The 21,130-nt window shown below is 47.6% G+C and carries 16 protein-coding genes; 10 read left to right on the forward strand and 6 right to left on the reverse strand.

Translation table 11 applies throughout. The features are described 5' to 3' along the window. Window positions 1–86: 86 nt before the first annotated feature. The 6 genes from ORJ00_RS04410 (at window position 87) to ORJ00_RS04435 (ending at window position 7,247) form a co-directional block, all read left to right on the forward strand. The gene (locus ORJ00_RS04410; protein ID WP_305977187.1) at window positions 87–947 is read left to right on the forward strand and encodes a MurR/RpiR family transcriptional regulator; all 861 of its coding nucleotides are present in this window, start codon (window positions 87–89) and stop codon (window positions 945–947) included. A gap of 142 nt (window positions 948–1,089) precedes the next feature. Then, window positions 1,090–2,646 (forward strand): cytochrome ubiquinol oxidase subunit I, encoded by a 1,557-nt coding sequence (locus tag ORJ00_RS04415; RefSeq protein WP_306139096.1) that lies wholly within the window; start codon window positions 1,090–1,092, stop codon window positions 2,644–2,646. Window position 2,647: 1 nt separating this feature from the next. Then, a complete protein-coding gene (cydB, locus tag ORJ00_RS04420) occupies window positions 2,648–3,784 on the forward strand; it encodes a cytochrome d ubiquinol oxidase subunit II (RefSeq protein WP_305977189.1) in 1,137 nt (378 codons plus the stop codon). A 17-nt stretch (window positions 3,785–3,801) separates the two neighbouring features. Continuing rightward, the gene (cydX, locus tag ORJ00_RS04425) at window positions 3,802–3,915 is read left to right on the forward strand and encodes a cytochrome bd-I oxidase subunit CydX (RefSeq protein WP_027670741.1); all 114 of its coding nucleotides are present in this window, start codon (window positions 3,802–3,804) and stop codon (window positions 3,913–3,915) included. Next, complete coding sequence (gene cydD, locus ORJ00_RS04430; RefSeq protein WP_306139097.1) at window positions 3,887–5,626, forward strand: thiol reductant ABC exporter subunit CydD; 1,740 nt, start codon at window positions 3,887–3,889, stop codon at window positions 5,624–5,626. The genes cydX and cydD overlap by 29 nt, the downstream gene beginning before the upstream one ends. Further along, window positions 5,619–7,247 (forward strand): amino acid ABC transporter ATP-binding/permease protein, encoded by a 1,629-nt coding sequence (locus tag ORJ00_RS04435; protein WP_306139098.1) that lies wholly within the window; start codon window positions 5,619–5,621, stop codon window positions 7,245–7,247. Before cydD ends, ORJ00_RS04435 begins: the two co-directional genes overlap by 8 nt. Window positions 7,248–7,447: 200 nt before the next feature. Here the strand turns inward: ORJ00_RS04435 and ORJ00_RS04440 are convergent, their stop codons facing one another. The 3 genes from ORJ00_RS04440 to ORJ00_RS04450 all read right to left on the reverse strand — a co-directional run bounded on the left by ORJ00_RS04440 (window position 7,448) and on the right by ORJ00_RS04450 (window position 9,325). Further along, window positions 7,448–8,722 carry an ammonium transporter gene (locus ORJ00_RS04440; protein WP_306136855.1) on the reverse strand — a complete coding sequence of 425 codons (1,275 nt, stop codon included), beginning with the start codon at window positions 8,720–8,722 and terminating at the stop codon, window positions 7,448–7,450. 12 nt (window positions 8,723–8,734) lie between these two features. Next, on the reverse strand, window positions 8,735–9,073 hold the full coding sequence (gene glnK / locus ORJ00_RS04445; protein WP_027672351.1) for a P-II family nitrogen regulator: 339 nt from the start codon (window positions 9,071–9,073) through the stop codon (window positions 8,735–8,737). A 114-nt stretch (window positions 9,074–9,187) separates the two neighbouring features. After that, a complete protein-coding gene (locus ORJ00_RS04450; RefSeq protein WP_306139099.1) occupies window positions 9,188–9,325 on the reverse strand; it encodes a hypothetical protein in 138 nt (45 codons plus the stop codon). A gap of 85 nt (window positions 9,326–9,410) precedes the next feature. Between ORJ00_RS04450 and ORJ00_RS04455 the strand changes: the two genes are divergently transcribed. After that, window positions 9,411–12,764, forward strand: coding sequence for a sensor histidine kinase (locus tag ORJ00_RS04455; protein WP_306139100.1), 3,354 nt, complete (start codon window positions 9,411–9,413; stop codon window positions 12,762–12,764). Here the strand turns inward: ORJ00_RS04455 and ORJ00_RS04460 are convergent. The 3 genes from ORJ00_RS04460 to ORJ00_RS04470 form a co-directional block, all read right to left on the reverse strand. Continuing rightward, window positions 12,761–13,147 carry a YacL family protein gene (locus ORJ00_RS04460; RefSeq protein ID WP_306139101.1) on the reverse strand — a complete coding sequence of 129 codons (387 nt, stop codon included), beginning with the start codon at window positions 13,145–13,147 and terminating at the stop codon, window positions 12,761–12,763. The two genes, ORJ00_RS04455 and ORJ00_RS04460, sit on opposite strands and share 4 nt — an antisense overlap. A 175-nt stretch (window positions 13,148–13,322) precedes the next feature. After that, window positions 13,323–15,920: a bifunctional aconitate hydratase 2/2-methylisocitrate dehydratase gene (acnB, locus tag ORJ00_RS04465; RefSeq protein ID WP_306139102.1), complete on the reverse strand. Its 2,598-nt coding sequence runs from the start codon at window positions 15,918–15,920 to the stop codon at window positions 13,323–13,325. Between the two features lie 368 nt (window positions 15,921–16,288). Next, window positions 16,289–18,361, reverse strand: coding sequence for a M13 family metallopeptidase (locus tag ORJ00_RS04470; RefSeq protein ID WP_306139103.1), 2,073 nt, complete (start codon window positions 18,359–18,361; stop codon window positions 16,289–16,291). Window positions 18,362–18,510: 149 nt separating this feature from the next. Between ORJ00_RS04470 and ORJ00_RS04475 the strand changes: the two genes are divergently transcribed. The 3 genes from ORJ00_RS04475 to ORJ00_RS04485 are packed head-to-tail and all read left to right on the forward strand — an operon-like array spanning window position 18,511 to window position 21,004. Next, on the forward strand, window positions 18,511–19,473 hold the full coding sequence (locus ORJ00_RS04475; protein WP_027672356.1) for a DUF2157 domain-containing protein: 963 nt from the start codon (window positions 18,511–18,513) through the stop codon (window positions 19,471–19,473). Further along, window positions 19,470–20,510 carry a DUF4401 domain-containing protein gene (locus ORJ00_RS04480; RefSeq protein ID WP_306139105.1) on the forward strand — a complete coding sequence of 347 codons (1,041 nt, stop codon included), beginning with the start codon at window positions 19,470–19,472 and terminating at the stop codon, window positions 20,508–20,510. The genes ORJ00_RS04475 and ORJ00_RS04480 overlap by 4 nt, the downstream gene beginning before the upstream one ends. Beyond that, a complete protein-coding gene (locus ORJ00_RS04485; protein ID WP_306139106.1) occupies window positions 20,507–21,004 on the forward strand; it encodes a GDYXXLXY domain-containing protein in 498 nt (165 codons plus the stop codon). The genes ORJ00_RS04480 and ORJ00_RS04485 overlap by 4 nt, the downstream gene beginning before the upstream one ends. The last annotated feature ends 126 nt before the right edge of the window (window positions 21,005–21,130 follow it).

Raw genomic sequence — 21,130 nt, forward strand, 5'->3', positions numbered from 1 at the left:
AAGCCGTAGATTACCAATTAACGCCTTGCAATGCTGCATACTATGGCAAAATCTGTTGGTGTTGCGCATAGCACAAAGGATATCCGATGTCTGTACTTGATAAAATTGCCGCCCTACGCGATAAATTTCCGCGCGCTGAACAGCAGCTTGCAGAATATATTCTGGCGAATCCAGATCATATCCGTGATATGCCATCACAGATGTTGGCCAAAGCTGTAGGCATTAGTCAGGCCAGTGTGGTGCGTTTTACTCAGAAGTTAGGTTACAAAGGCTACCCCGATTTTAAATTTGCTATCAGTGACAGCTTGCATCATCAAACACCTGCGGCCAGTACAGATAAACTGCACGGTGAAATTTCACTGGACGATACCTTTAGCACCATGAGCCAAAAATTACTGGCCAGCAAAATTAATGTGCTGCAAAAAACCTTCGCCATTAACTCACAAACCAGTTTTGAGCAGGCTGCAATGTTGCTGCGTAACGCAAAACGCGTGCTGCTGTGTGGCAAAGGTGGCTCTGCACTGGTGGCAAAAGACTTATCATACAAGCTGCAAAAGTTAGGTACCGCCGCGCTGGCAGAAACCGATACCCATGTCCAGCTGGCCAATATTGCCAATTACACCAGTGACGATGTTTTAGTGGTATTAAGTGAATCTGGCGAAACGCCTGATAGCGTAAAAATTACCGAACAAGCTGCAGCCAACGGCGTTAAAATTATCAGTATTACCGCTTTTGGCGGCAACAGTGTGGCTAAACTGGCCAGCCTAAATTTATTTACCGTTGCCGATGAGAGCTCTGCGCGCTTGTCATCAATCCTGGCGCGAAACGCACAAGAATTAGTAATAGACACCCTGTTTATTTTACTGACACAAACCTGCCCACAAGGCCGCAAAAAACTTGCTGCCTCCAATCAAGCGGTTGATACCTTCCTAGCCCGCAAACGCTAACGCATTCAACTTTACTAATATATCTAAACAGAAACTTGATCCAGCGCATAAGCGCTGGCCATCGATGCAAGTATAGTGGCCAGACTGTACTACCTTTGTAGCTGCAGTGCTCCTTTTTAACCTGCGCTTGCGGAGTAAGCAGATGGATATTGTAGACCTGTCCCGACTTCAGTTTGCCTTTACGGCAATGATCCACTTTTTGTTTGTCCCTTTAACCCTTGGCATGACATTTTTACTGGCAATAATGGAGTCAGTCTATGTTATGACTGGTAAAACCATCTATCGCGATATGACTAAGTTTTGGGGTAAATTATTTGGTATAAACTTTGCGCTAGGGGTTACCACCGGTATTGCGATGGAGTTTCAGTTTGGTACGAACTGGTCCTACTATTCGCACTATGTTGGCGATATTTTTGGTGCACCACTAGCCATAGAAGCCTTGATGGCGTTCTTCCTTGAATCTACGCTGATTGGGTTATTCTTTTTTGGCTGGGATCGCCTAAGTAAAGAGAAACACCTGGCCGTTACCTGGCTGATGGCACTAGGCACCAACTTGTCGGCATTGTGGATCCTGGTTGCTAATGGCTGGATGCAGCACCCGGTAGGTTCCGTCTTTAATATTGATACTATGCGCATGGAGCTCACCAGCTTCAGCGAGGTAATATTTAATCCGGTAGCTCAGGTTAAGTTTGTTCATACCGTATCGGCAGGCTATGTTACCGGCGCCGTTTTTGTGCTGGCAATTTCCAGCTGGTATTTACTAAAAGGCCGTGATTTAGCCTTTGCAAGACGCAGTTTCGCTATTGCTTCAGCTTTTGGTTTAGCCAGTGCGCTGTCGGTAATTGTGCTGGGTGATGAGTCTGGTTACGAGCTAGGTGATGTACAAAAAGTAAAATTGGCTGCCGTAGAAGCAGAATGGAACACCCATCCGGCTCCTGCCGCTTTTACCGTGTTTGGCTTACCAAATGCAGAAACACAAACAACCGACTTCGCATTAAAAATACCCGCTGTGCTTGGGCTTATTGCTACCCGTTCACTAGACGAAGAAGTGCCTGGGCTAACAGAGCTAAAAGCCCAGCATCTGCAGCGCATTATTCGCGGCCAGGAAGCTTACGTATTAATGAAGCAATACCGCGCTGGTGACAAGTCAGCCGCTACAGTGGCTCGCTTTAACGCGGTTAGCGATGATTTAGGTTACGGTATGCTACTCACCGCCTATACCGATGATGTTGCCAATGCCACGGCCGAACAGATTGCACTGGCTGTAGAAGCCTCAGTACCTAAAGTGTGGCCATTATTTTGGAGTTTCCGCATTATGGTTGCCTGCGGTGTGTCAATGTTACTGCTGTTTGCATTCGCCTTTTGGCATAGCGCCAAGCGTACCGTCAACAAGCCGAAATGGTTACTCAAATTTGCCATATTTAGCCTACCTTTGCCTTGGATTGCCTGTGAAGCCGGTTGGTTTGTCGCCGAATACGGTCGTCAGCCCTGGGCTATCGGTGAAATTTTACCCACCCATATGGCGGTATCTCAGCTTAGTGTCAGCGATATTTGGTTTAGTTTGGCCACCATAGCGGTGCTGTATACCGTGTTTGTCATTATCGAAATGTGGTTAATGACCAAGTATGCCAAAATTGGGCCTTCCGCCTTGCATACCGGTAAATATGACTTAGAAAGCCCAGTAGCGAAGGAGGCATAACATGGATTACGAAGCACTGCGATTTATCTGGTGGTTATTAATTGGCGTATTACTCATTGGTTTTGTGGTAACCGATGGCTTTGATATGGGTGTTGCTGCGCTACTAAAAGTACTCGGCAATAGCAACGACGAACGCCGGGTAATGATTAACGCTATTGCACCGCACTGGGACGGTAATCAGGTTTGGCTGATTACCGCAGGTGGGGCACTATTCGCCGCCTGGCCTACGGTGTATGCGGCCTCGTTCAGTGGGTTTTATATCGCCTTAATGCTAACGCTATTTGCGCTATTTTTACGCCCTATCGGTTTTGAATACCGCGCAAAAATTGATACTGAGCAATGGCGCAGTCGCTGGGACTGGGCGTTAACTGCAGGCTCTGCAGTTCCGGCCGTTATTTTTGGTGTGGCGTTTGGTAACTTGCTACAAGGCGTACCATTTTATTTTGACGATATTTTGCGCCTGCATTACACCGGCAGCTTTTGGGCATTGCTTAACCCCTTTGCTTTACTGGCCGGCGTGTTAAGCCTACTGATGATCGTTAACCATGGCGCCACCTATCTACAACTAAAGACTGAAGGCGAACTTAAAGCCCGCAGTGAAAAACTGTCGTCGATACTAGCATTAGTATGTGCCGCACTTTTTGTATTGGCCGGTGTCTGGCTATATAGCGCCATTGATGGCTACAGCGTTACCAGTATGATAGATACCAACGGCGGAAACCGCACAACAGAAAAAACCGTCGCCATTGCCAGCGGTGCCTGGTTTGCCAACTATGCTAAATGGCCGCTGCTGTGGCTAATACCGGCACTAGGCGTTACTGGCTTCTTAATTTGCGCGCTGGCCAGCAAAAGCCGCCGCCATATATTAGCGTTTGTTAGCTCTGCGCTGGCACTGGCAATGGTTATCCTGACTGCGGGCGTAAGTATGTTTCCGTTTGTTATGCCTTCAAGCAGCCATCCGGCACACAGTCTAACTATGTGGGATGCGACTGCCAGTGAGTCTACGTTGATGATCATGTTCGTTGTAGCGTGCATCTTTGTACCGCTTATTCTGGCCTACACGGCATGGAGCTACTTTGTCATGCGAGGCAGATTAAACGAGCAGCATATTCGTGATAACAGCCATTCATTGTATTAATTAATCAGGAGCACTCTATGTGGTATTTTGCCTGGATTTTAGGGGTATTACTGGCCTGTTCTTTTGGCATCATCAATGCCATGTGGCTGGAATTAAAAGGCTATGAAGGCGAGGACACTCAAACTGACTAAAGCGGTAACGGCAGCTCAACAGCTAAACCGGCTGCTAGGGCCACAGCAACGACGACTGCGTATTGCACTGTCGCTGGCGGTTGTCAGCAGTATGCTGTTTATTCTGCAGAGCTATTTGCTGTCAGTTGTGTTTGCTGATTGGCTAATGGCCAGCCAGCAAGCACAGCCACTTAGCGCTTCTGTACTGTTGGCGATATTGCCTGCTTTAGCGCTATGTTTGCTCTTTAGGCCTTTGCTGCAATATGGCCGGGAACAATACAGTTTACAGGCCAGCAAACATATTCGACTGGCGTTGCGTAACACCTTGCTGGATAAATTAGCCAGCGCAGGGCCAGGTAAAAGCCTGTATGGCAGTGATGGCAACTTAAGCAGTAAGTTACTTGAGCAAGTTGATGCACTGGATGGCTTTATCAGCCGTTACTATGTGCAGCGTTACCTGGTGGTGATTACACCATTATTGTTGGTAGCCGCAACCTTTTACTACAGCACACTCGCCGGCATTATTTTATTACTTACCGCACCCTTGGTGCCGGTGTTTATGGTACTACTGGGCAATGCCGCGGCTGAAGCCAGCAGGAAGCAGTTTCGCCAACTTGCCCGTATGAGCGGTCGCTTTCTGGATTTAGTTCGCGGCATCAACACCCTGCAGCAGCTACAAGCAACGGATCGCGCCACGCAGTCGGTCGCCAATGCAGCACAGCGTTATCGAGACAGTAGTATGGGCGTGTTAAAACTGGCCTTTTTATCCAGTGCCGTACTGGAGTTTTTTTCAGCATTGGCAATTGCATTACTGGCACTGTATTTAGGCCTGGGGCTGTTGGGCATTTTACCCTGGGCTAAAGGTGTAATACCGGTGCCTTATCAGGGTGCCTTATTTATTTTGTTGTTGGCGCCAGAATTTTATGCACCGCTGCGCCAGCTGGGTAGCGATTACCATGCTAAAGCACAGGCTGAAGCGGCACTGGAGGAGCTAACCCCAATACTGCAACACCATGCCTGGCATCATCAAGGTTTAAACAAAATAACCCTAAATCAGCCCCCCGCCATCTGCATGCGCCAGCTACACATTTTAACCACGAATGGCCGCGAGCGGCTGGCGCCGGTTGATATACACCTTAACCGTGCTGAGCGTATTGCACTGCAAGGTTACAGTGGCAGCGGTAAATCTTCGATGTTGCAAGCGCTGTTGGGCTTTGTGCCTTTTAAAGGCGATATACTTATTAACAACACTCCCTTAGGCGAGATGCATCGGGATCACTGGCAGCAACAGTTAGCCTATCTGGCACAACATAGCCCGATAGCTGCGACCAGCATTGCCGAAAATTTGCGTCTGGCAGCCCCCGAGGCAACTGAGCAGCAATTGCTAGACGTATTGCAGCAGGTTGAGTTATTGCAACTGATACAACAACTTCCACTTGGACTGAACACCCTGCTAGGCGAGCGCGGCCTGGGCTTATCCGGTGGCCAGTTACAACGATTAGCACTGGCACAACTGCTGCTGCGTGATGCCAAACTTTGGTTATTGGACGAACCTTGCGCGCACCTTGATGACGCAACAGCCTATCGTTTGTACCAACTTATAGGCCAATTGAGCAGGGGTAAAACAGTGATGATTATCAGTCACACGCTATCAGGGCTTAATTGGGTAGATAGAGTGGTAACCCTTAACGATACCGACAACATAAGCCAAGGATATACCGCCAATGCCTGAGAGAAATCGGCAGCAGATCCAGCTGCGCACGCTACTACACAGCCGCCGCAATGCCTGGCTTCTCGCCCTGCTACTGGGGAGTATTACCCTACTGGCGGCAGTCACGTTGCTGGCATTGTCAGGCTGGTTTATTAGTGCGGCAGCCTTAGCTGGCTTGGCAAGTATCAGTGCCGTCGGATTTGATTATTTTCGTCCAGCGGCCATTATTCGTTTATGCGCCATTGGCCGCACTGCAGGCCGCTACGCCGAACGATTAACATCACACTATGCTGCGCTTGGCTTACTTAAAGACTTACGTGTCAATCGCTTTACTGCGCTAGCCAACAGCCGCGCAAACCAGCGCCACTCTGGCGATACCCTGCAGCGTCTGGTAACGGACATAGACTTGCTTGATCAATTCCCATTAAAAGTTATCGCACCCTGGTTTTGGGCCTGCAGCTTATCGGCGTTAGTCTTATTATTTTGGTACTGGTTAGCACCCGCACTGTTTATTAGCGCCAGCGTGCCACTGCTATTAGCTTTGGCTGTTCCGCTTATCACACTGCGAAGCGGTATAATACTGGCAAAACAAGACACCGCTGCCGCAGCAAAGCGCCGTACAATGTTACTAGAGCCACTGTCTATGCTTACCGCACTGCTGCTTTGGCAGCGCTGGTGCGACAAAACACAACAATTCAGCACCGAGGATAGCGCCTATCTGACATTGCAAATACGTCAGCAACTATTAGCCAGCCGCAGTGGATTAATACAGCAATGGTTATTGGCTATAAGTCTGTTAGCGCTATTATGGCAAGGCACTGCGTTAGTAAACGACACAATGCTCAGTGTGCCGTTACTGCTAGCAGCAGTGTTGGCATTGTGGGCTTTACATGAAGTCTTGATGCCACTGTGCCACAGTTTTATTGCCCTTGGGCTTAGCATGTCAGCGCGAGACCGGCTTAACCAAATACCGGGTACTGCACTCGCCGACAATAGCGAAAAACCGGTGCCTACAGGCCCTTTTCAGCTTAACGTTTCCCAGCTTTTCGCCCGCCAGAGTAACGCTTTATATGGCCCAGACAATATTAGCTTTTCATTACAAAGTGGTGATGTGCTTCTAATTAGTGGCCCGTCTGGCGCAGGTAAAACTACCTTACTACAAGCCCTGGCAAATCAGCTGGCCTATAGCGGAACACTCGAGTTGAACAACCAGCCGTTTCATCACTGGCAACTGGAGCAGACGTTAGGTTACTTGCCGCAACAGCTGGATATTTTTGACTTAACATTAGCGCAAAATCTGCGTTTAGCCGCACCCGACGCCAGTGATGAAATACTTTGGCAAGTTCTCGCCGATGTTGCTTTGGCCGATTGGGCTAAACACCAGCCTGACGGCCTTAACACCGTGTTGGGCGAATATGGTGCAGCAATATCTGGCGGGCAAGCACGGCGCGTTGCGCTAGCTCGTTTACTGTTAACAGAGCGGCCAGTGTTAATGTTGGATGAACCCTTTGCCGGGCTGGATAACGCAACCACACAACACGTACTAAGGGTTCTGCTCCAGCGTCAGCGCTATGGGCTACTCATCATTGTCAGCCATCTGAAGTTAGATGTGCCGCAAGCTAAATTTTTAACCTTAAAGTAACGCCATGCGCTAGTAATCAGCTTGGGTTAGAGAATAAAAAACCCCGCGCTATAAAGCGCGGGGGGTCAGATAAAAAGACAAAGGACAAGGATAGACGTAGTTTGGTGATGTCGTTCAGTTCGCTGGGGCGGTGGCAGATACGGCAGCCACCTCCTCGCTCACTCGCTCCCGGGAAGTTTCACCAACTCTTCCCAGGCTGCTTACTTTACTGACGAGACGAATTCAGGGTAGGCTTCAATACCACACTCTGACGCGTCTACGCCTTCATACTCTGCTTCTTCGCTAACACGGATACCCATTACCAGTTTCAGCACATACCACACAATCAGGCTGGTACCAAATACCCAAACAAAGATGGTTGCAGCACCCACTAATTGCCCAACAAAGCTTGTACCTTCTTTAGTTAGTGGTACTAACATCAAACCAAAGAACCCAACAACACCGTGCACAGAAATCGCACCTACAGGGTCATCAATTTTCACTTTATCCATCATCAGAATAGACACCACTACAATGACACCCGCAACCGCACCAAATAAGGTAGCTTGCAGCGCTGTTGGGGTTGAAGGTTCAGCAGTAATAGCCACTAAGCCTGCTAATGCACCATTTAATACCATGGTTAAATCGGCTTTACGGAACAACACAACAGATAGAATCATCGCAGCAACGGCACCAGCGGCGGCAGCTGCATTGGTGTTTAAAAATACCATGGCGACACTGTTTGCATTGCCAATATCACCCAGCTTTAATACTGAGCCGCCATTAAAACCGAACCAGCCCATCCACAGAATCAAAGTACCAATAGTCGCTAGTGGCATATTTGAACCGGGAATAGCGATAGCTTTGCCATCTTTGCTGTATTTGCCTTTACGAGCCCCTAACAGCAACACACCTGCCAACGCTGCAGCGGCGCCCGCCATGTGTACAATGCCTGAGCCAGCAAAATCTGAGAAACCAAAATCATCACCTAAAGAATACAGACCAAATACGGCATTGCCACCCCAGGTCCAGCTACCTTCCATCGGGTAAATTACTGCCGTCATTACGACTGCAAAGGCCAGAAATGCCCATAGTTTCATACGCTCAGCTACTGCACCTGATACAATCGACATCGCTGTAGCAACAAAAACCACCTGGAAGAAAAAGTCTGACGCTTTTGAATATATCGCACCGCCAGTGAAGCCATCTTCACGGCCAGCAAACTCTGTTAACGTTGCATCAACGTCTACTGCGCCAATGCCTGACAAGAAGTAACCGCCGCCATACATTAATTCATAGCCGCACACTAAATACATAATGCAGGCAATGGCATAAAGTGAGACGTTTTTAGTTAAAATTTCAGTCGTATTTTTTGCTCGAACTAAGCCAGCTTCCAGCATGGCAAAACCTGCTGCCATCCACATAACCAGGGCACCGCAAACCAAAAAGTAAAAGGTGTCCATTGCGTATTGTAAGTGAAAAATTTGCTCTTGCATGATAACAGCTCCTTAAATGGCTTCAGCGTCAGATTCGCCGGTACGAATACGCACAGCCTGCTCCAGGTCATAAACGAAAATCTTACCGTCGCCAATACGACCGGTGTATGCCGCTTTTTGAATGGCTTCGATTAAGCGATCAACCTGATCATCCAGCGTAGCAATCTCCAGCTTCACTTTAGGCAGGAAATCAACCTGATACTCAGCACCGCGGTATAATTCGGTATGCCCTTTCTGGCGGCCGAAACCTTTTACTTCTGTTACCGTTAAACCTTCTACCCCAATGTCAGCAATAGCTTCGCGTACATCGTCCAGTTTAAACGGCTTGATGATGGCACATACAAGCTTCATATCGTTTTCCTTTTTACTTTTATAATGCGATTGCAATTTATATAAGAAAACCTTGTGCCACTTTTTCATTTCAAACAAAATCATGCACTTATGAAAATACAACGTTACAACTGATTATATTTCGCACCAATTTAGTGCACTTTTTCCCTCTGGCTGTGCAAAGGTAAAGCTCAAGCACAGCGCAACTAATTCAACTACACTCACACCAGATGGCATCAAATTAAGTAGTTGCAGCAAAGCGAGTTTTTCCATACCGTTTAGTTTCTAGCCATGCTATTAACAATCAGCTTGAAGCTCACAACTGAGAATGTATTGGTTTAAATAATCAAGGTTGGTTATGTGTCGTAACGTACAAAAATGTGTCGTCTTGGTAATAGCATTTATCGCGCTGCAAATGCATACGGTATTATTGGCCGCCGAGCCTTTAGCATCACGTTTTGTTCGTTTGGATATACAACAAGGGTTATCGCAAGCCACCGTTACCGCAATAGCACAAGATGACATTGGCAATATTTGGATTGGCACCCAAAATGGGTTAAACCGTTATGACGGCTTTAGTGTAGAGGTGTTTCAACTTGATAAACAGCAGCATACCGTATCAGATAACTTTGTTACCTCGCTGGTTATCGACAATCAAAAGCAACTATGGATTGGCACCTTAAACGGGCTAAACCGGTTTACTCCCTCAACAGCAACTTTTGCTAATGTCAATTTATTAGCCAACCAGCAGCGTCTGGATAATGCCATTCTTTCATTACACCTGGATAACCAACAACGGCTTTGGGCTGGCACAGAGCGTGGCCCTGCGTTATTAAACACCAACGGTAACGTACTGCTATCCTGGCCCCTGAAGGCAACGAACGAGCATATTTTTCAGCAAGAAAACATCACCGCAATAACAACTGATAACAGCGGGCACTTATGGCTGGGTACGCCACGGGGATTATTTTGTATAGACATTTCAAGTGGCAACGTAATTGACATTACCGACTATCCTTACCCTGACGCATCCGTTATGGCCTTATTATATGATGATGTTGGCAGGCTATGGGTAGGGCTTGAAAATGAAGGCTTGATGCTGCGTGAAGCCAACAGCGAAAATTGGATTCAAATAACGTTAGCCAGCTACAACAACGGTATTACCAGCAAAGAAATTCGCAGCATTGAGCTGGATCACAACGGCGTTCTCTGGGTAGGTACCCAGCATGGGCTAAATCAGCTGCAGCTATTCGAAGGCCAGTGGCAGCAAAAAGCCTCTTACTACCATCAACGTAACAATCAAACGAGTCTTGGCAGCGGTAAAGTCATCTCACTGTTTGAAGATAAAGATAACAGCCTTTGGGTGGGTACCTGGAATGGTGGTGTGTCACGCCTGCATCAGGCGAGTAATTTATTTACCAGTATCACGCCAGACTTGTCGCTCATGGCAGCTGCCCGAAACCCGGCAACTATAACAATAGCCAGCCAGAGACAGCACATCTGGGCTGGCACTGCCGATGGCTTATTCAATATGAATTGGCTCAGCGCAGAATTTAACCCGGTAGGTGATCCGCAAGAAAGCATTACGTTTTACAGCACATTAAAACGTGCAGACAGCATACTTTTTGGCCACAGTAGCGGCATAAAACAGCTTGAAATTAGTACAGGTGCCTATCGTGATTTAACTTTACCCGTTGATCTGCCTGCTGGTCCGGTAAGACGCATGTTGGATACGTCTGCGCATTTGTGGTTAGCCATTGATCAGTTTGGCATTGTACTACTGGACCCTAAGCTACAATTTGTTGTGAAGCACCATAGCTTTAGCCGCTCTATTACTTTTATTAAACCGCTTCAACAATTTATCTTAGTCGGCTCTTACGATGGCTTGTCTTGGTTTGATGCTAGCACCGGTGAACTGCTCTTTAACCATGCTATTGGTACATCATTTGACAATAACCAGGCTGAGCTAAAGTTTGCACCAATGGATTATGTGCAAACGCCAGATGGCAAACATTGGTTGGCAACCAACGGTGGCGGCTTAAAGGAGCTTATCATTCCAACCCCTTTTGACAACCCGGCTCGTGCCGGTTTTAAAGCTTATACCGATCCTCAAGGCTTGGTAAGTAAACAACTTAAATCAGCAGAGACGGATAATGCAGGAAACATCTGGTTTAGCACCTCCTCTGGCATTGCAGTATTTCTCCCTCAAAGCAGCACTTTTCGCAATTTTAGTGCCTACCACGGTACGCTGAACCGCGACTACATTAATGCTTCCAGCAGCAAACTGGATAATGGCGATATTGTGTTTGGTGGTATGGATGGCTTTACCGTGTTTAGCCCAGAACTGGTGTTAGCATATCAAGCACCTGACATTGCCACACCACATATTAAAGAAATTGATGTCAATGGCATCCCCTTGCAGCTTGATACCCTTAATACAGACGCGTCTTTAGCCAAAGTACTGCACAGCGATAAGCACCTGACAATTCCTGCAACAGGTTCACGCAGTGTCAGTTTTAAGTTTTCTACCCGTGAGTTTATTGAAAGCCAACAGATAAAGTTCCAATACCGCTTAGATCCGCTGTCAGCCGCGTGGACGACTAAAGACTCTAACAATCGCTCTGCAGATTTTGAACGACTACCGCCGGGCACGTATCTGTTACGTTTGCGTGCAGGTTTACCCCAGTCGGGCTGGAGTGAAGAGCAGCAACTTACTGTTGCAGTATTGCCGCTATGGTGGGAAACCTGGCTCGCCAGACTCCTCATAATTAGCTTTATAATATGCCTATTACTTACTGTACATGTTATGCGTTTACGCCAGATGCAACAGCGACAAGAAGAACTTGCCTGGCTGGTTGAAGAGCGCACAAATGCGTTAAATGAGCGCAGCAAGGCACTGGAAGAGTCTAAGAACCGAGCAGAACACACTGTGCAACAATTGGCGTCTACGATGAAAGAGTTAGTGCGCACAGAAAAAATGGCCGCGCTAGGCCAACTAGTAGCGGGTGTAGCACATGAAGTTAATACACCGCTTGGCGTGGCATTAACCGCCAGTAGTATTGTCAATGAAGAAAGTGTTCAGCTAACAAACCGCTTAGCAAGTGGCAATATTCGCCGTACCGAACTAACAGAGTACCTCAACAAACTTACCCAAGCGACTCAACTACTCAATACTAACCTGCAACGTGCGGCACATTTGGTGATAAATTTTAAGCAAGTATCGGTCGACCGTACTGCGGATAATCAACGTCGGTTCAATCTAGCCGAATACATAGATGAATTACTTGAAAGCTTACGACTAATGTGGCGCTCTCGAGAAATTAGCATTGAGGTTAGCTGCGCCAATAATATTATGATGGATAGCTACCCTGGTACTGTCGGTCAAATTATTACCAACTTTTGCCAAAATACCATGTTGCATGCCTTCAAAGATCGCGAAATTGGTCATATCACTATCACTTGTTGCCAGCGTGATAATCTGGTTGAAATTGTATTTGCCGACGACGGTATAGGCATTAGCAAAGAGAATTTAGAACGTATTTTTGACCCATTCTTCACCACTAGCCGTCATCAAGGCGGAACCGGTTTGGGTTTGCACATTGTTTATAACCTGGTCACGCAAAAACTGCGCGGTAATATCAGTGTTAACAGCACAGAAGGGCTAGGTACTCGTTTTACTCTGCTACTACCGCTTAAGGTATCGGGGAATTAATCTGCCAGAAACTGTTGCCATTCACGCAGCAGTTTTAGCAAGTCTTCCAGCCCACATTGCATCGTCATACCCTGCTCGTCCAACTGCAAATCATCGTCTTCAAGCTTTTGTTGTTGCTCGGTTGTAGGGTGTTCTGCGCTATAGAACAGCGTATTATGACTTAACGTCACTTCCCCTTCGTCCACTTCCAGCAAAAACTCTTTACCCTGATATTGCATAGGCTGATGAGCATTTTGCTCGCTAAGCTGCTGAATAATTGCCTGATAAGCCTCAGCCTGCTGACCAAATTCGTCCAGCAAAAAGCGGCCCAATACCTCATGCTCTGCAGCCAGCTTAATGCTGAACTGCAGCGTATTACGGTCATAAATAAAGTCGTATTCCATACTTCTGTTCCATGTTTAAGCAGTAGTTGGAGCTTTGCGCTAGCGGCGCCTGCATACTCTGTCAGGCTCGCCAAGCGTTCGTCTGTTTACCGGTCATAAAATTGTAGCTGGTAGCGGTATATTAGCGAGCAGAAAAAAGGCCTGCAAATGCAGGCCTTTAGCAACAGAGCTGGAATTACACCGCTTGCTGAATAATCACGTTATCCGCTTTTTTGGTGTACTGCTCCATGCGATGGAAGTTCAGGTATCGGTAAGTATCGGCCGCTGTGGCGTCGATTTGCTTCGCGTATTCCAGATACTCCGCTACCGTTGGTAACTTACCAATGATAGAGGCTACCGCCGCCAACTCAGCTGAAGCTAAGTACACGTTAGCGCCCTGACCTAAACGGTTAGGGAAGTTACGGGTAGAAGTAGACACTACCGTTGATTTCTCTGCCACACGCGCCTGGTTACCCATACACAGTGAACAGCCTGGCATTTCAGTGCGGGCACCTACTTTACCGAAGATGCTGTAGTAACCTTCTTCGGTTAACTGTGCCTGGTCCATCTTCGTTGGTGGTGCAATCCACAAACGCGTTGGTAACTGGCCTTTGAACTTATCTAACAGCTTACCTGCAGCACGGAAGTGTCCAATGTTGGTCATACAAGAACCGATAAACACTTCATCAATCTTGTCGCCGGCTACTTCAGACAGTAAACGTGCGTCATCCGGATCGTTAGGCGCGCACAGTACCGGCTCTTTAATATCAGCCAGGTCAATTTCGATAATTTCGCTGTACTCAGCATCCGCATCTGCAGACATCAACTGCGGATCTTTCAGCCAGGCTTGCATTGCCTGAATACGACGTTCGATAGTCCGTACATCACCGTAGCCTTCAGAAATCATCCACTTAAGCATCACGATGTTTGATTCTAAATACTCAGCAATAGACGCGTCTGACAGCTTAATAGTACAACCGGCAGCTGAACGCTCTGCTGAGGCATCAGATAATTCAAACGCTTGCTCAACAGTTAAGTTTGGTAAGCCTTCGATTTCAAGAATACGGCCAGAGAAGATGTTCTTCTTGCCTTTCTTATCAACCGTTAACAAACCTTTTTGAATAGCCACATACGGAATAGCATGCACTAGGTCGCGCAGGGTAATACCCGGCTGCATTTCACCTTTAAAGCGCACTAACACTGATTCTGGCATATCCAGTGGCATAACACCGGTTGCTGCAGCAAATGCGACTAAACCAGAGCCCGCCGGGAACGAAATGCCAATTGGGAAACGGGTGTGCGAGTCACCACCGGTACCTACGGTATCAGGCAGTAACATGCGGTTTAACCAGCTGTGGATGATGCCATCACCCGGACGCAGTGATACACCGCCACGGTTCATAATGAAATCTGGCAGCGTGTGGTGCGTATCAACATCTACCGGCTTTGGATAAGCCGCAGTGTGACAGAAAGACTGCATAGTTAAATCGGCTGAGAAACCTAAACAGGCTAAGTCTTTTAACTCGTCACGCGTCATTGGGCCGGTAGTATCTTGCGAGCCTACGGTGGTCATCTTCGGTTCACAATAAACACCTGGGCGCACACCTTTCACGCCACACGCTTTACCCACCATTTTCTGCGCCAGCGTGAAGCCTTTGCCTGAATCAGCTTTAGCTTGCGGACGACGGAATTTGTCAGATGGGCCATGGCCTAAAAATTCACGCGCACGGTCAGTTAAACCACGGCCAATGATTAGTGGAATACGGCCACCAGCGCGCACTTCATCGATAAGTACATCTGTTGCCAGGCTAAATTCAGCAAGTACTTCATCAGTACCGTGACGTACCACTTTGCCCTCGAACGGCAGAATGTCGATTACATCGCCCATTTCCAGCTGGTTTACGTCAACTTCAATGGGTAGTGCACCGGAGTCTTCCATAGTGTTAAAGAAGATTGGCGCAATTTTGCCGCCTAAGACAAAACCACCACCGCGCTTATTTGGTACGTATGGAATATCATCACCCATAAACCACAGCACAGAGTTAGTCGCAGATTTACGTGAAGAACCAGTACCTACAACGTCGCCAACGTAAGCCAGTGGGAAACCTTTCTTATTCAGTTCATCCAGTTGCTTGATTGGGCCGACAGTACCCGGTTGATCCGGATTGATACCTTCGCGGGCATTTTTCAGCATCGCTAAAGCATGCAATGGGATATCAGGACGTGACCAGGCATCGGGTGCCGGTGATAAATCGTCGGTGTTGGTTTCGCCCGACACTTTAAATACGGTAACGGTAATTTTTTCTGCTAAGGCTGGCTTGGCTTCAAACCATTCAGCGTCGGCCCAGCTTTGTACTACTTGTTTTGCATGCGCATTACCCGCATCGGCTTTTTCTGTTACGTCATGAAACGCATCAAAAATTAATAACGTATGTGATAAGGCTTTTGCAGCAACCGGAGCCAATTTGGCATCGTCTAACAGGCTGATTAATGGCTCAATATTGTAGCCACCCATCATAGTACCCAGCAGCTCAGTCGCGCGTTCTGCGCTGATTAAACTGCAGTTGGTTTCACCTTTAGCAACAGCAGCTAAAAAGCCAGCTTTAACGTAAGCGGCTTCATCCACACCTGGTGGTACGCGGTTTATCAATAAATCTAAAAGGGTTTCTTCTTCGCCTTTTGGCGGGTTCTTTAACAAGTCAACTAAAGCGGCTACCTGCTCTGCATTGAGCGGTTTTGGCGGGATACCTTGCGCTGCGCGCTCGGCCACATGTTCGCGATATTGTTGTAGCACAGTATGATCCTCTTGGTCGTTTGCTGCAGTCTTGCCACTGCAGCGTCATTCTTAGAATGAATGGGCGTGATTATATGAAATTTCGGGCCAAATTGACATCTGGTCGTTAACCACCCTACTTATAATGGGTATAAATACGGTGAATGCAAAACCGAATGTTTTATATTATCTATTATAGTGGTCAGACCAATAAAAAGGCTGAGCAGTTGCATGCTCAGCCTGTGTAGTCTAGCAGAAAAATATTACCCAATGGATTTCAACATGCACGTAGGCGGCAAGACCATCAATCTCCATGAGCTTAGCTTCTCTAAGTGATTGGAGTTGATGGCCGCAGCTAACACCCTTGCATTTTGAAAGACGACGGGTAATTACCAGATCTTAACGCGCTGCTCTGGCGCAATATACATCGCATCGCCTTCTTTAATATCAAAGGCAGTGTAAAATTGCGGAATATTAGGCAGCACGCCAATAACACGATAATGCGCCGGAGAGTGTGGCCCGGTGCTTAGCTGACGCTTAAGCGCCTCTTCGCGATATTGCGAACGCCACACTTGCGCCCAGCTTAAGAAAAAGCGTTGTTCGCCGGTAAAGCCATCTAATACTGGCGCCTCTTTACCTTCCAGTGATAATTGGTATGCTTTTAATGCTACCGTCATCCCCCCCAGGTCACCAATGTTCTCACCCAGTGCCAATGCACCGTTAATGCTTAAGCCTGGCAGGGGTTCAAACTTATTGTACTGGCCAATTAACTTAGCTCCACGCGCCTGGAACTGCATTCTGTCTTGCTCAGTCCACCAGTTGCGCAGGTTACCGTTACCATCGTATTTAGCCCCCTGGTCGTCAAAACCATGGCCAATTTCGTGGCCAATAACACCACCGATACCGCCATAGTTCACTGCATCGTCTGCTGCCATATTAAAGAAAGGCGGTTGTAAAATAGCCGCAGGGAATACAATTTCGTTGTTTACCGGGTTGTAGTAGGCATTTACCGTTTGCGGAGTCATAAACCATTCGCTCTTATCGATTGGCTTACCCAGCTTGTTCACCATTTCGTCATAGCCCCAATGACTGGAGCGAACAAAGTTACCAACCAGGTCATCAGCTTTAATTTCAAGTGCGGAGTAATCTTTCCACTTATCCGGGTAACCAATTTTCGGCGTAAAGGTACTGAGTTTTTCCAATGCCGCTACTTTGGTGTCTTCCGTCATCCATTCCAGTTCTTTAATGGCGATTTCGTAAGCCTTAATCAGGTTAGCGACTAATTCCTCCATACGTGCTTTCGCTTCTGGCTTGAAATGTCGCTCAACGTAAAGCTTACCGGTCAGCTCACCCAATACCTCATCTGAAGCGGCAACTGCGCGTTTCCAACGTGGCTGCTGCTGCTCTATGCCACTTAATGTTGTGCCATAAAAAGCAAAACGGCGGTCTGCAAAGTTGCTGCTAAGCTTGTCGGCATAGCCATGAATGGTTTTAATGCTTAAATAGTCTTGCCAGCTTTGTAAATCAGTTGCCGCTAATACCTTAGCGAAACCTTCAAAATAACTTGGTTGACGTACGATAATGTCGGCAACGTTATTAAGCTTTACTCCAGTTGCGAAGCTGGCCCAGTCAAAGCTGCCCATAGTGTTATCAAGATCAGTGGCGGCAATTTTGTTATACGTTTTATCAGCATTGCGGCTTTCAACCCTTGTCCAGTGGTGCTCAGCCAGTGCTTTTTCCAGCGCGTATACCCGCTCAGCTGCAGCAGCGGCATCTGAGTTACCTGCCAGGGTAAACATGTCTGTTAAATAGGTTTTGTAATCAGCAATCAGCTTTAATGAGGCTTCGTCATCTTTAAAATAGTAATCGCGATCGGGCAAGCCTAAACCACCTTGACCAAGGTAAACTGCATACTCGGTGGAGTTTTTCGCGTCGTTGTTAACATACCAACCAAACGGAATGGCCACACCATCACGTTGCAAGCGGGCAAACAGCGGCGCCAGTTGCGCCTTGTCGGTAAGCGCTTTAATGGCATCCAGCTGCGGCGCCAGTGGTGTTAATCCGAGCTTTTCAATCGTAGCTTCATCCATAAAACTGTTGTAAAAACTGCCTAGCTTTTGCTCGTCTGAACCGGCTTTTAAGTCTGTGCGCGCGGACACTTCATCGATAATGGCTTTAACCGCTTGCTGTGAATTGTCATTTAAAATATGGAACGAACCATAGGAGGCTTTGTCAGCAGGAATAGGCGTTTCGGCTAACCATTTACCGTTAACTGCCAGGAAAAAGTCTTCGCTAAACTTTACGGCTGGGTCAAAGTATTGCGTGTCTATACCCGATACTAATGGCGCTGCGACTTCTGCAGCTACGGGTTGTTGCACTTTCGTTTCGGTATCTTGATTGTTACACGCCGTAAGGCCAAGTGCCAACGCCACTGAGGCGGCGGCTAAAGTAAGCTTTTTCATTGTTGTTATCCTGGTTAGGTTACATATTTTAACGCTTTGACATACTAACCTGAGCTAACCCTATATAACAAACACCTCACCTGATGAAGTTGTAACAAGTTATAAAAACGCTATGATGTTATCCACTTAATGCTACGCTAAGCCAAAATATGGATAAACTGCGCCGCGCCGACCAATTGTTTCAGTGGACCGAGCAACAGCAACTGAACGCCAGCCAACTTCAGTTGGCAGAAACACAGTTCAGCCTGCAACCAGGCCAACAACACTGGCTGACATTAGCTAACTACGTGCTGTTATTTGGCAGTGTGGTGCTACTTAGCAGTGCGTTAATTTTCTTTTTTGCCCACAATTGGCCACTAATGCATTATCTGGCTAAATTTGCTCTGGCTGGCAGTGCGGTACTCGTAGCAGGTAGCGTGGCAGTATTTAGCCCCGTTAAAAGCTTAATGCAGCGTGCAGCCATGCTGGCCACTGCCATTCTAACCGGCGCCTTATTGGCATTAATTGGCCAGACTTATCAAACCGGTGCCGATATCTGGCAATTATTTGCGGGATGGGCTGCACTCATTACCCCGTTGGTACTGCTTAGCAAAAGCCGGGGCTGTTACCTGTTATGGTTTAGCTTGATCGAACTGGCCTTGTTGCGATATCTGGATAATAACTCGTGGCTTTGGCTACTAAGTGCATCTTATATTGCGCTGTATTTGGCGCTGGCGAATTTTGTACTGCTATTACTAAGCGAACTTGTGTTGCAAAAGCTAGGCGTTAACAATCCCAAGCCATTAGCATGGCTAAGTGCGGTTGCGATGATGCTGCCACTCACCTTTGGCGCGACTCTGGGCGTGTGGGAAACAGAGTATCAGCCAAACCTGCTGTGTTACTTATTGCTAGGTACCGGGTTGGCATTGTGGTATTTCCGCCTACAGCGCGATTTGCTCGTGTTTGCCCTACTGCTGTTCAGTGCCATTGCGGTGAGCACCGCAGCCCTTGCACGCTTAATGGCCTTTAGCGACAACTTTTTTATCATCAATTTGTTGGCGCTTTATGTTATCGGTAGCAGTGCCGGTGCGGCGGTGTGGCTTAAGAAACTGCAGCGGGAGCAGTCGCGATGAACAGCGAAAAAAAACTAACCTCAGAGCTACTGCAACAAGCAGACATTATTGATGAAGCCCAAATGCAGCAATTGCAGCAACACGGCTCGCCTTGGTGGCTACAAATACTGCAAGGTATTGCGGCCTGGATAGCGTCGTTATTTATTATCAGCGCCTTTATTGGCCCAATACTGGCAGTCTCCGACGGCAGTACTATAAAAGCAGGCGTTGCCGTTATATTGTTGGCAGGCAGTATCTGGCTGGCAACCCGGCGTCAGGAATTTGTGCAACATCTGTCCGTTTCCGTCGCACTCGCAGGTCAGGGCTTGCTGGTATACACCCTATATGAACTGTTTAATCATGTTGATGCTGCTGCTTATGCCTGTGCGGTTATCACCGCACTATTGCTGTTAAGCCCTCTTAATCAATTGCATCAACGCCTTAGCATAAGCATCGCGTTGATATGCTTGTTATCGTTACTGCATTCGGCAACCGTTGTTGCGCTAGGCAGCAATGTGCTGGCAGCAGGGGCAATTCTGCTGTGGTGTAGCCGATTGAAATGGGCCGGTATTCGCCACGCCGATAAGTTAAAAAGCCTGTTGGAAGTCACAACGCTGGCAGGGCTTTGTTTAGCATTGATGGGCCAATGTTTACCTATGCTTGATCTCAGTGATTGGCTGGGTAATAAGCTGGATGTCGCCCGCGCGCTTTATAGTGCGCTTGGCAGTGTAATATTAATATCGACCGTATTTTGGCTCAGTCGTTTTGCAACGGTGCCGAGCCGTTTAGCCTTAATAACCATCACAACCGCGTTATGCGTGTTGTTGTATCCGGCATCGGGCTTATTGTTTAGCACAGCATTAATGCTGGCGTGTTTTTATGGTAGCAGCACCCGCTGGACCTTGTTATGCCTGTTAAGCATGTTAGTTGCTATTAGCCAATTTTATTACCAATTGCAGCTTAATTTACTGCACAAGTCTGCCATTTTGGCATTTAGCGGTTTGGTATTGCTGGCCGCCTGGTGGCTGCTACAACGCTATCAACGGAGGCTGGCATGACACTCAAACGCTACCCGCTGGCTATTGCTGCGGCGGTACTGCTTATTCTGGCGGCTGCCGGGCTAACTATCTACCAGTTTGAACAAACGCTGAAAACCGGTCGACTGGTGAATATTGAACTGGCGCCTGTCGATCCGCGCTCTATTATGCAGGGCGATTATATGGCACTGGCGTTCGCCATTGACCGTGAACTAAAGGACGATGCCCGGCAGTACAAATATGCCTGGATCAAGGTTAGTGATAAGCAGCAAGCCCGCCTGCATAGCCTGTCAAATACCCAGCCTAAGGCAGCACCAGAATTGGTCGCCGTGCTGCTACGCAAACGTGACGGCATAATTAGTATTGGCCCTAATGCCTTCTTTTTTGCCGAAGGCACAGCAGAACGCTACGAGCAGGCGCGTTATGGTCAGTTTCGCATAGATGCCAGTGGTAAGGCGCTGCTAACCGGGTTGCTGGATAAAGATCTGAACCTACTAGAGGAAAACGAGCGTTGATAACACGCGGGATTATCAAAACAGAATCGGTTTAGCCTTAGTCAACCGTTGAAGCCCTGGACGGGCTGAAACGAGCCCCCATGGATGGGTTCATGGCGTGTTGACGTGGGTAAACCGGTTCTGTTA

Origin of the sequence: Rheinheimera baltica (genome assembly GCF_030731985.1) — a bacterium.
Classification (GTDB): Bacteria; Pseudomonadota; Gammaproteobacteria; order Enterobacterales; family Alteromonadaceae; genus Alishewanella; species Alishewanella baltica.

Bases quoted from the DNA above. Each gene is read 5' to 3' on its own strand.
- ORJ00_RS04410 (WP_305977187.1), top strand. From the start codon at position 87: ATGTCTGTACTTGATAAAATTGCCGCCCTACGCGATAAATTTCCGCGC.
- ORJ00_RS04415 (WP_306139096.1), top strand. From the start codon at position 1,090: ATGGATATTGTAGACCTGTCCCGACTTCAGTTTGCCTTTACGGCAATG.
- cydB (WP_305977189.1), top strand. From the start codon at position 2,648: ATGGATTACGAAGCACTGCGATTTATCTGGTGGTTATTAATTGGCGTA.
- cydX (WP_027670741.1), top strand. From the start codon at position 3,802: ATGTGGTATTTTGCCTGGATTTTAGGGGTATTACTGGCCTGTTCTTTT.
- cydD (WP_306139097.1), top strand. From the start codon at position 3,887: ATGAAGGCGAGGACACTCAAACTGACTAAAGCGGTAACGGCAGCTCAA.
- ORJ00_RS04435 (WP_306139098.1), top strand. From the start codon at position 5,619: ATGCCTGAGAGAAATCGGCAGCAGATCCAGCTGCGCACGCTACTACAC.
- ORJ00_RS04440 (WP_306136855.1), bottom strand. From the start codon at position 8,722: ATGCAAGAGCAAATTTTTCACTTACAATACGCAATGGACACCTTTTAC.
- glnK (WP_027672351.1), bottom strand. From the start codon at position 9,073: ATGAAGCTTGTATGTGCCATCATCAAGCCGTTTAAACTGGACGATGTA.
- ORJ00_RS04450 (WP_306139099.1), bottom strand. From the start codon at position 9,325: ATGGAAAAACTCGCTTTGCTGCAACTACTTAATTTGATGCCATCTGGT.
- ORJ00_RS04455 (WP_306139100.1), top strand. From the start codon at position 9,411: ATGTGTCGTAACGTACAAAAATGTGTCGTCTTGGTAATAGCATTTATC.
- ORJ00_RS04460 (WP_306139101.1), bottom strand. From the start codon at position 13,147: ATGGAATACGACTTTATTTATGACCGTAATACGCTGCAGTTCAGCATT.
- ORJ00_RS04470 (WP_306139103.1), bottom strand. From the start codon at position 18,361: ATGAAAAAGCTTACTTTAGCCGCCGCCTCAGTGGCGTTGGCACTTGGC.
- ORJ00_RS04475 (WP_027672356.1), top strand. From the start codon at position 18,511: ATGGATAAACTGCGCCGCGCCGACCAATTGTTTCAGTGGACCGAGCAA.
- ORJ00_RS04480 (WP_306139105.1), top strand. From the start codon at position 19,470: ATGAACAGCGAAAAAAAACTAACCTCAGAGCTACTGCAACAAGCAGAC.
- ORJ00_RS04485 (WP_306139106.1), top strand. From the start codon at position 20,507: ATGACACTCAAACGCTACCCGCTGGCTATTGCTGCGGCGGTACTGCTT.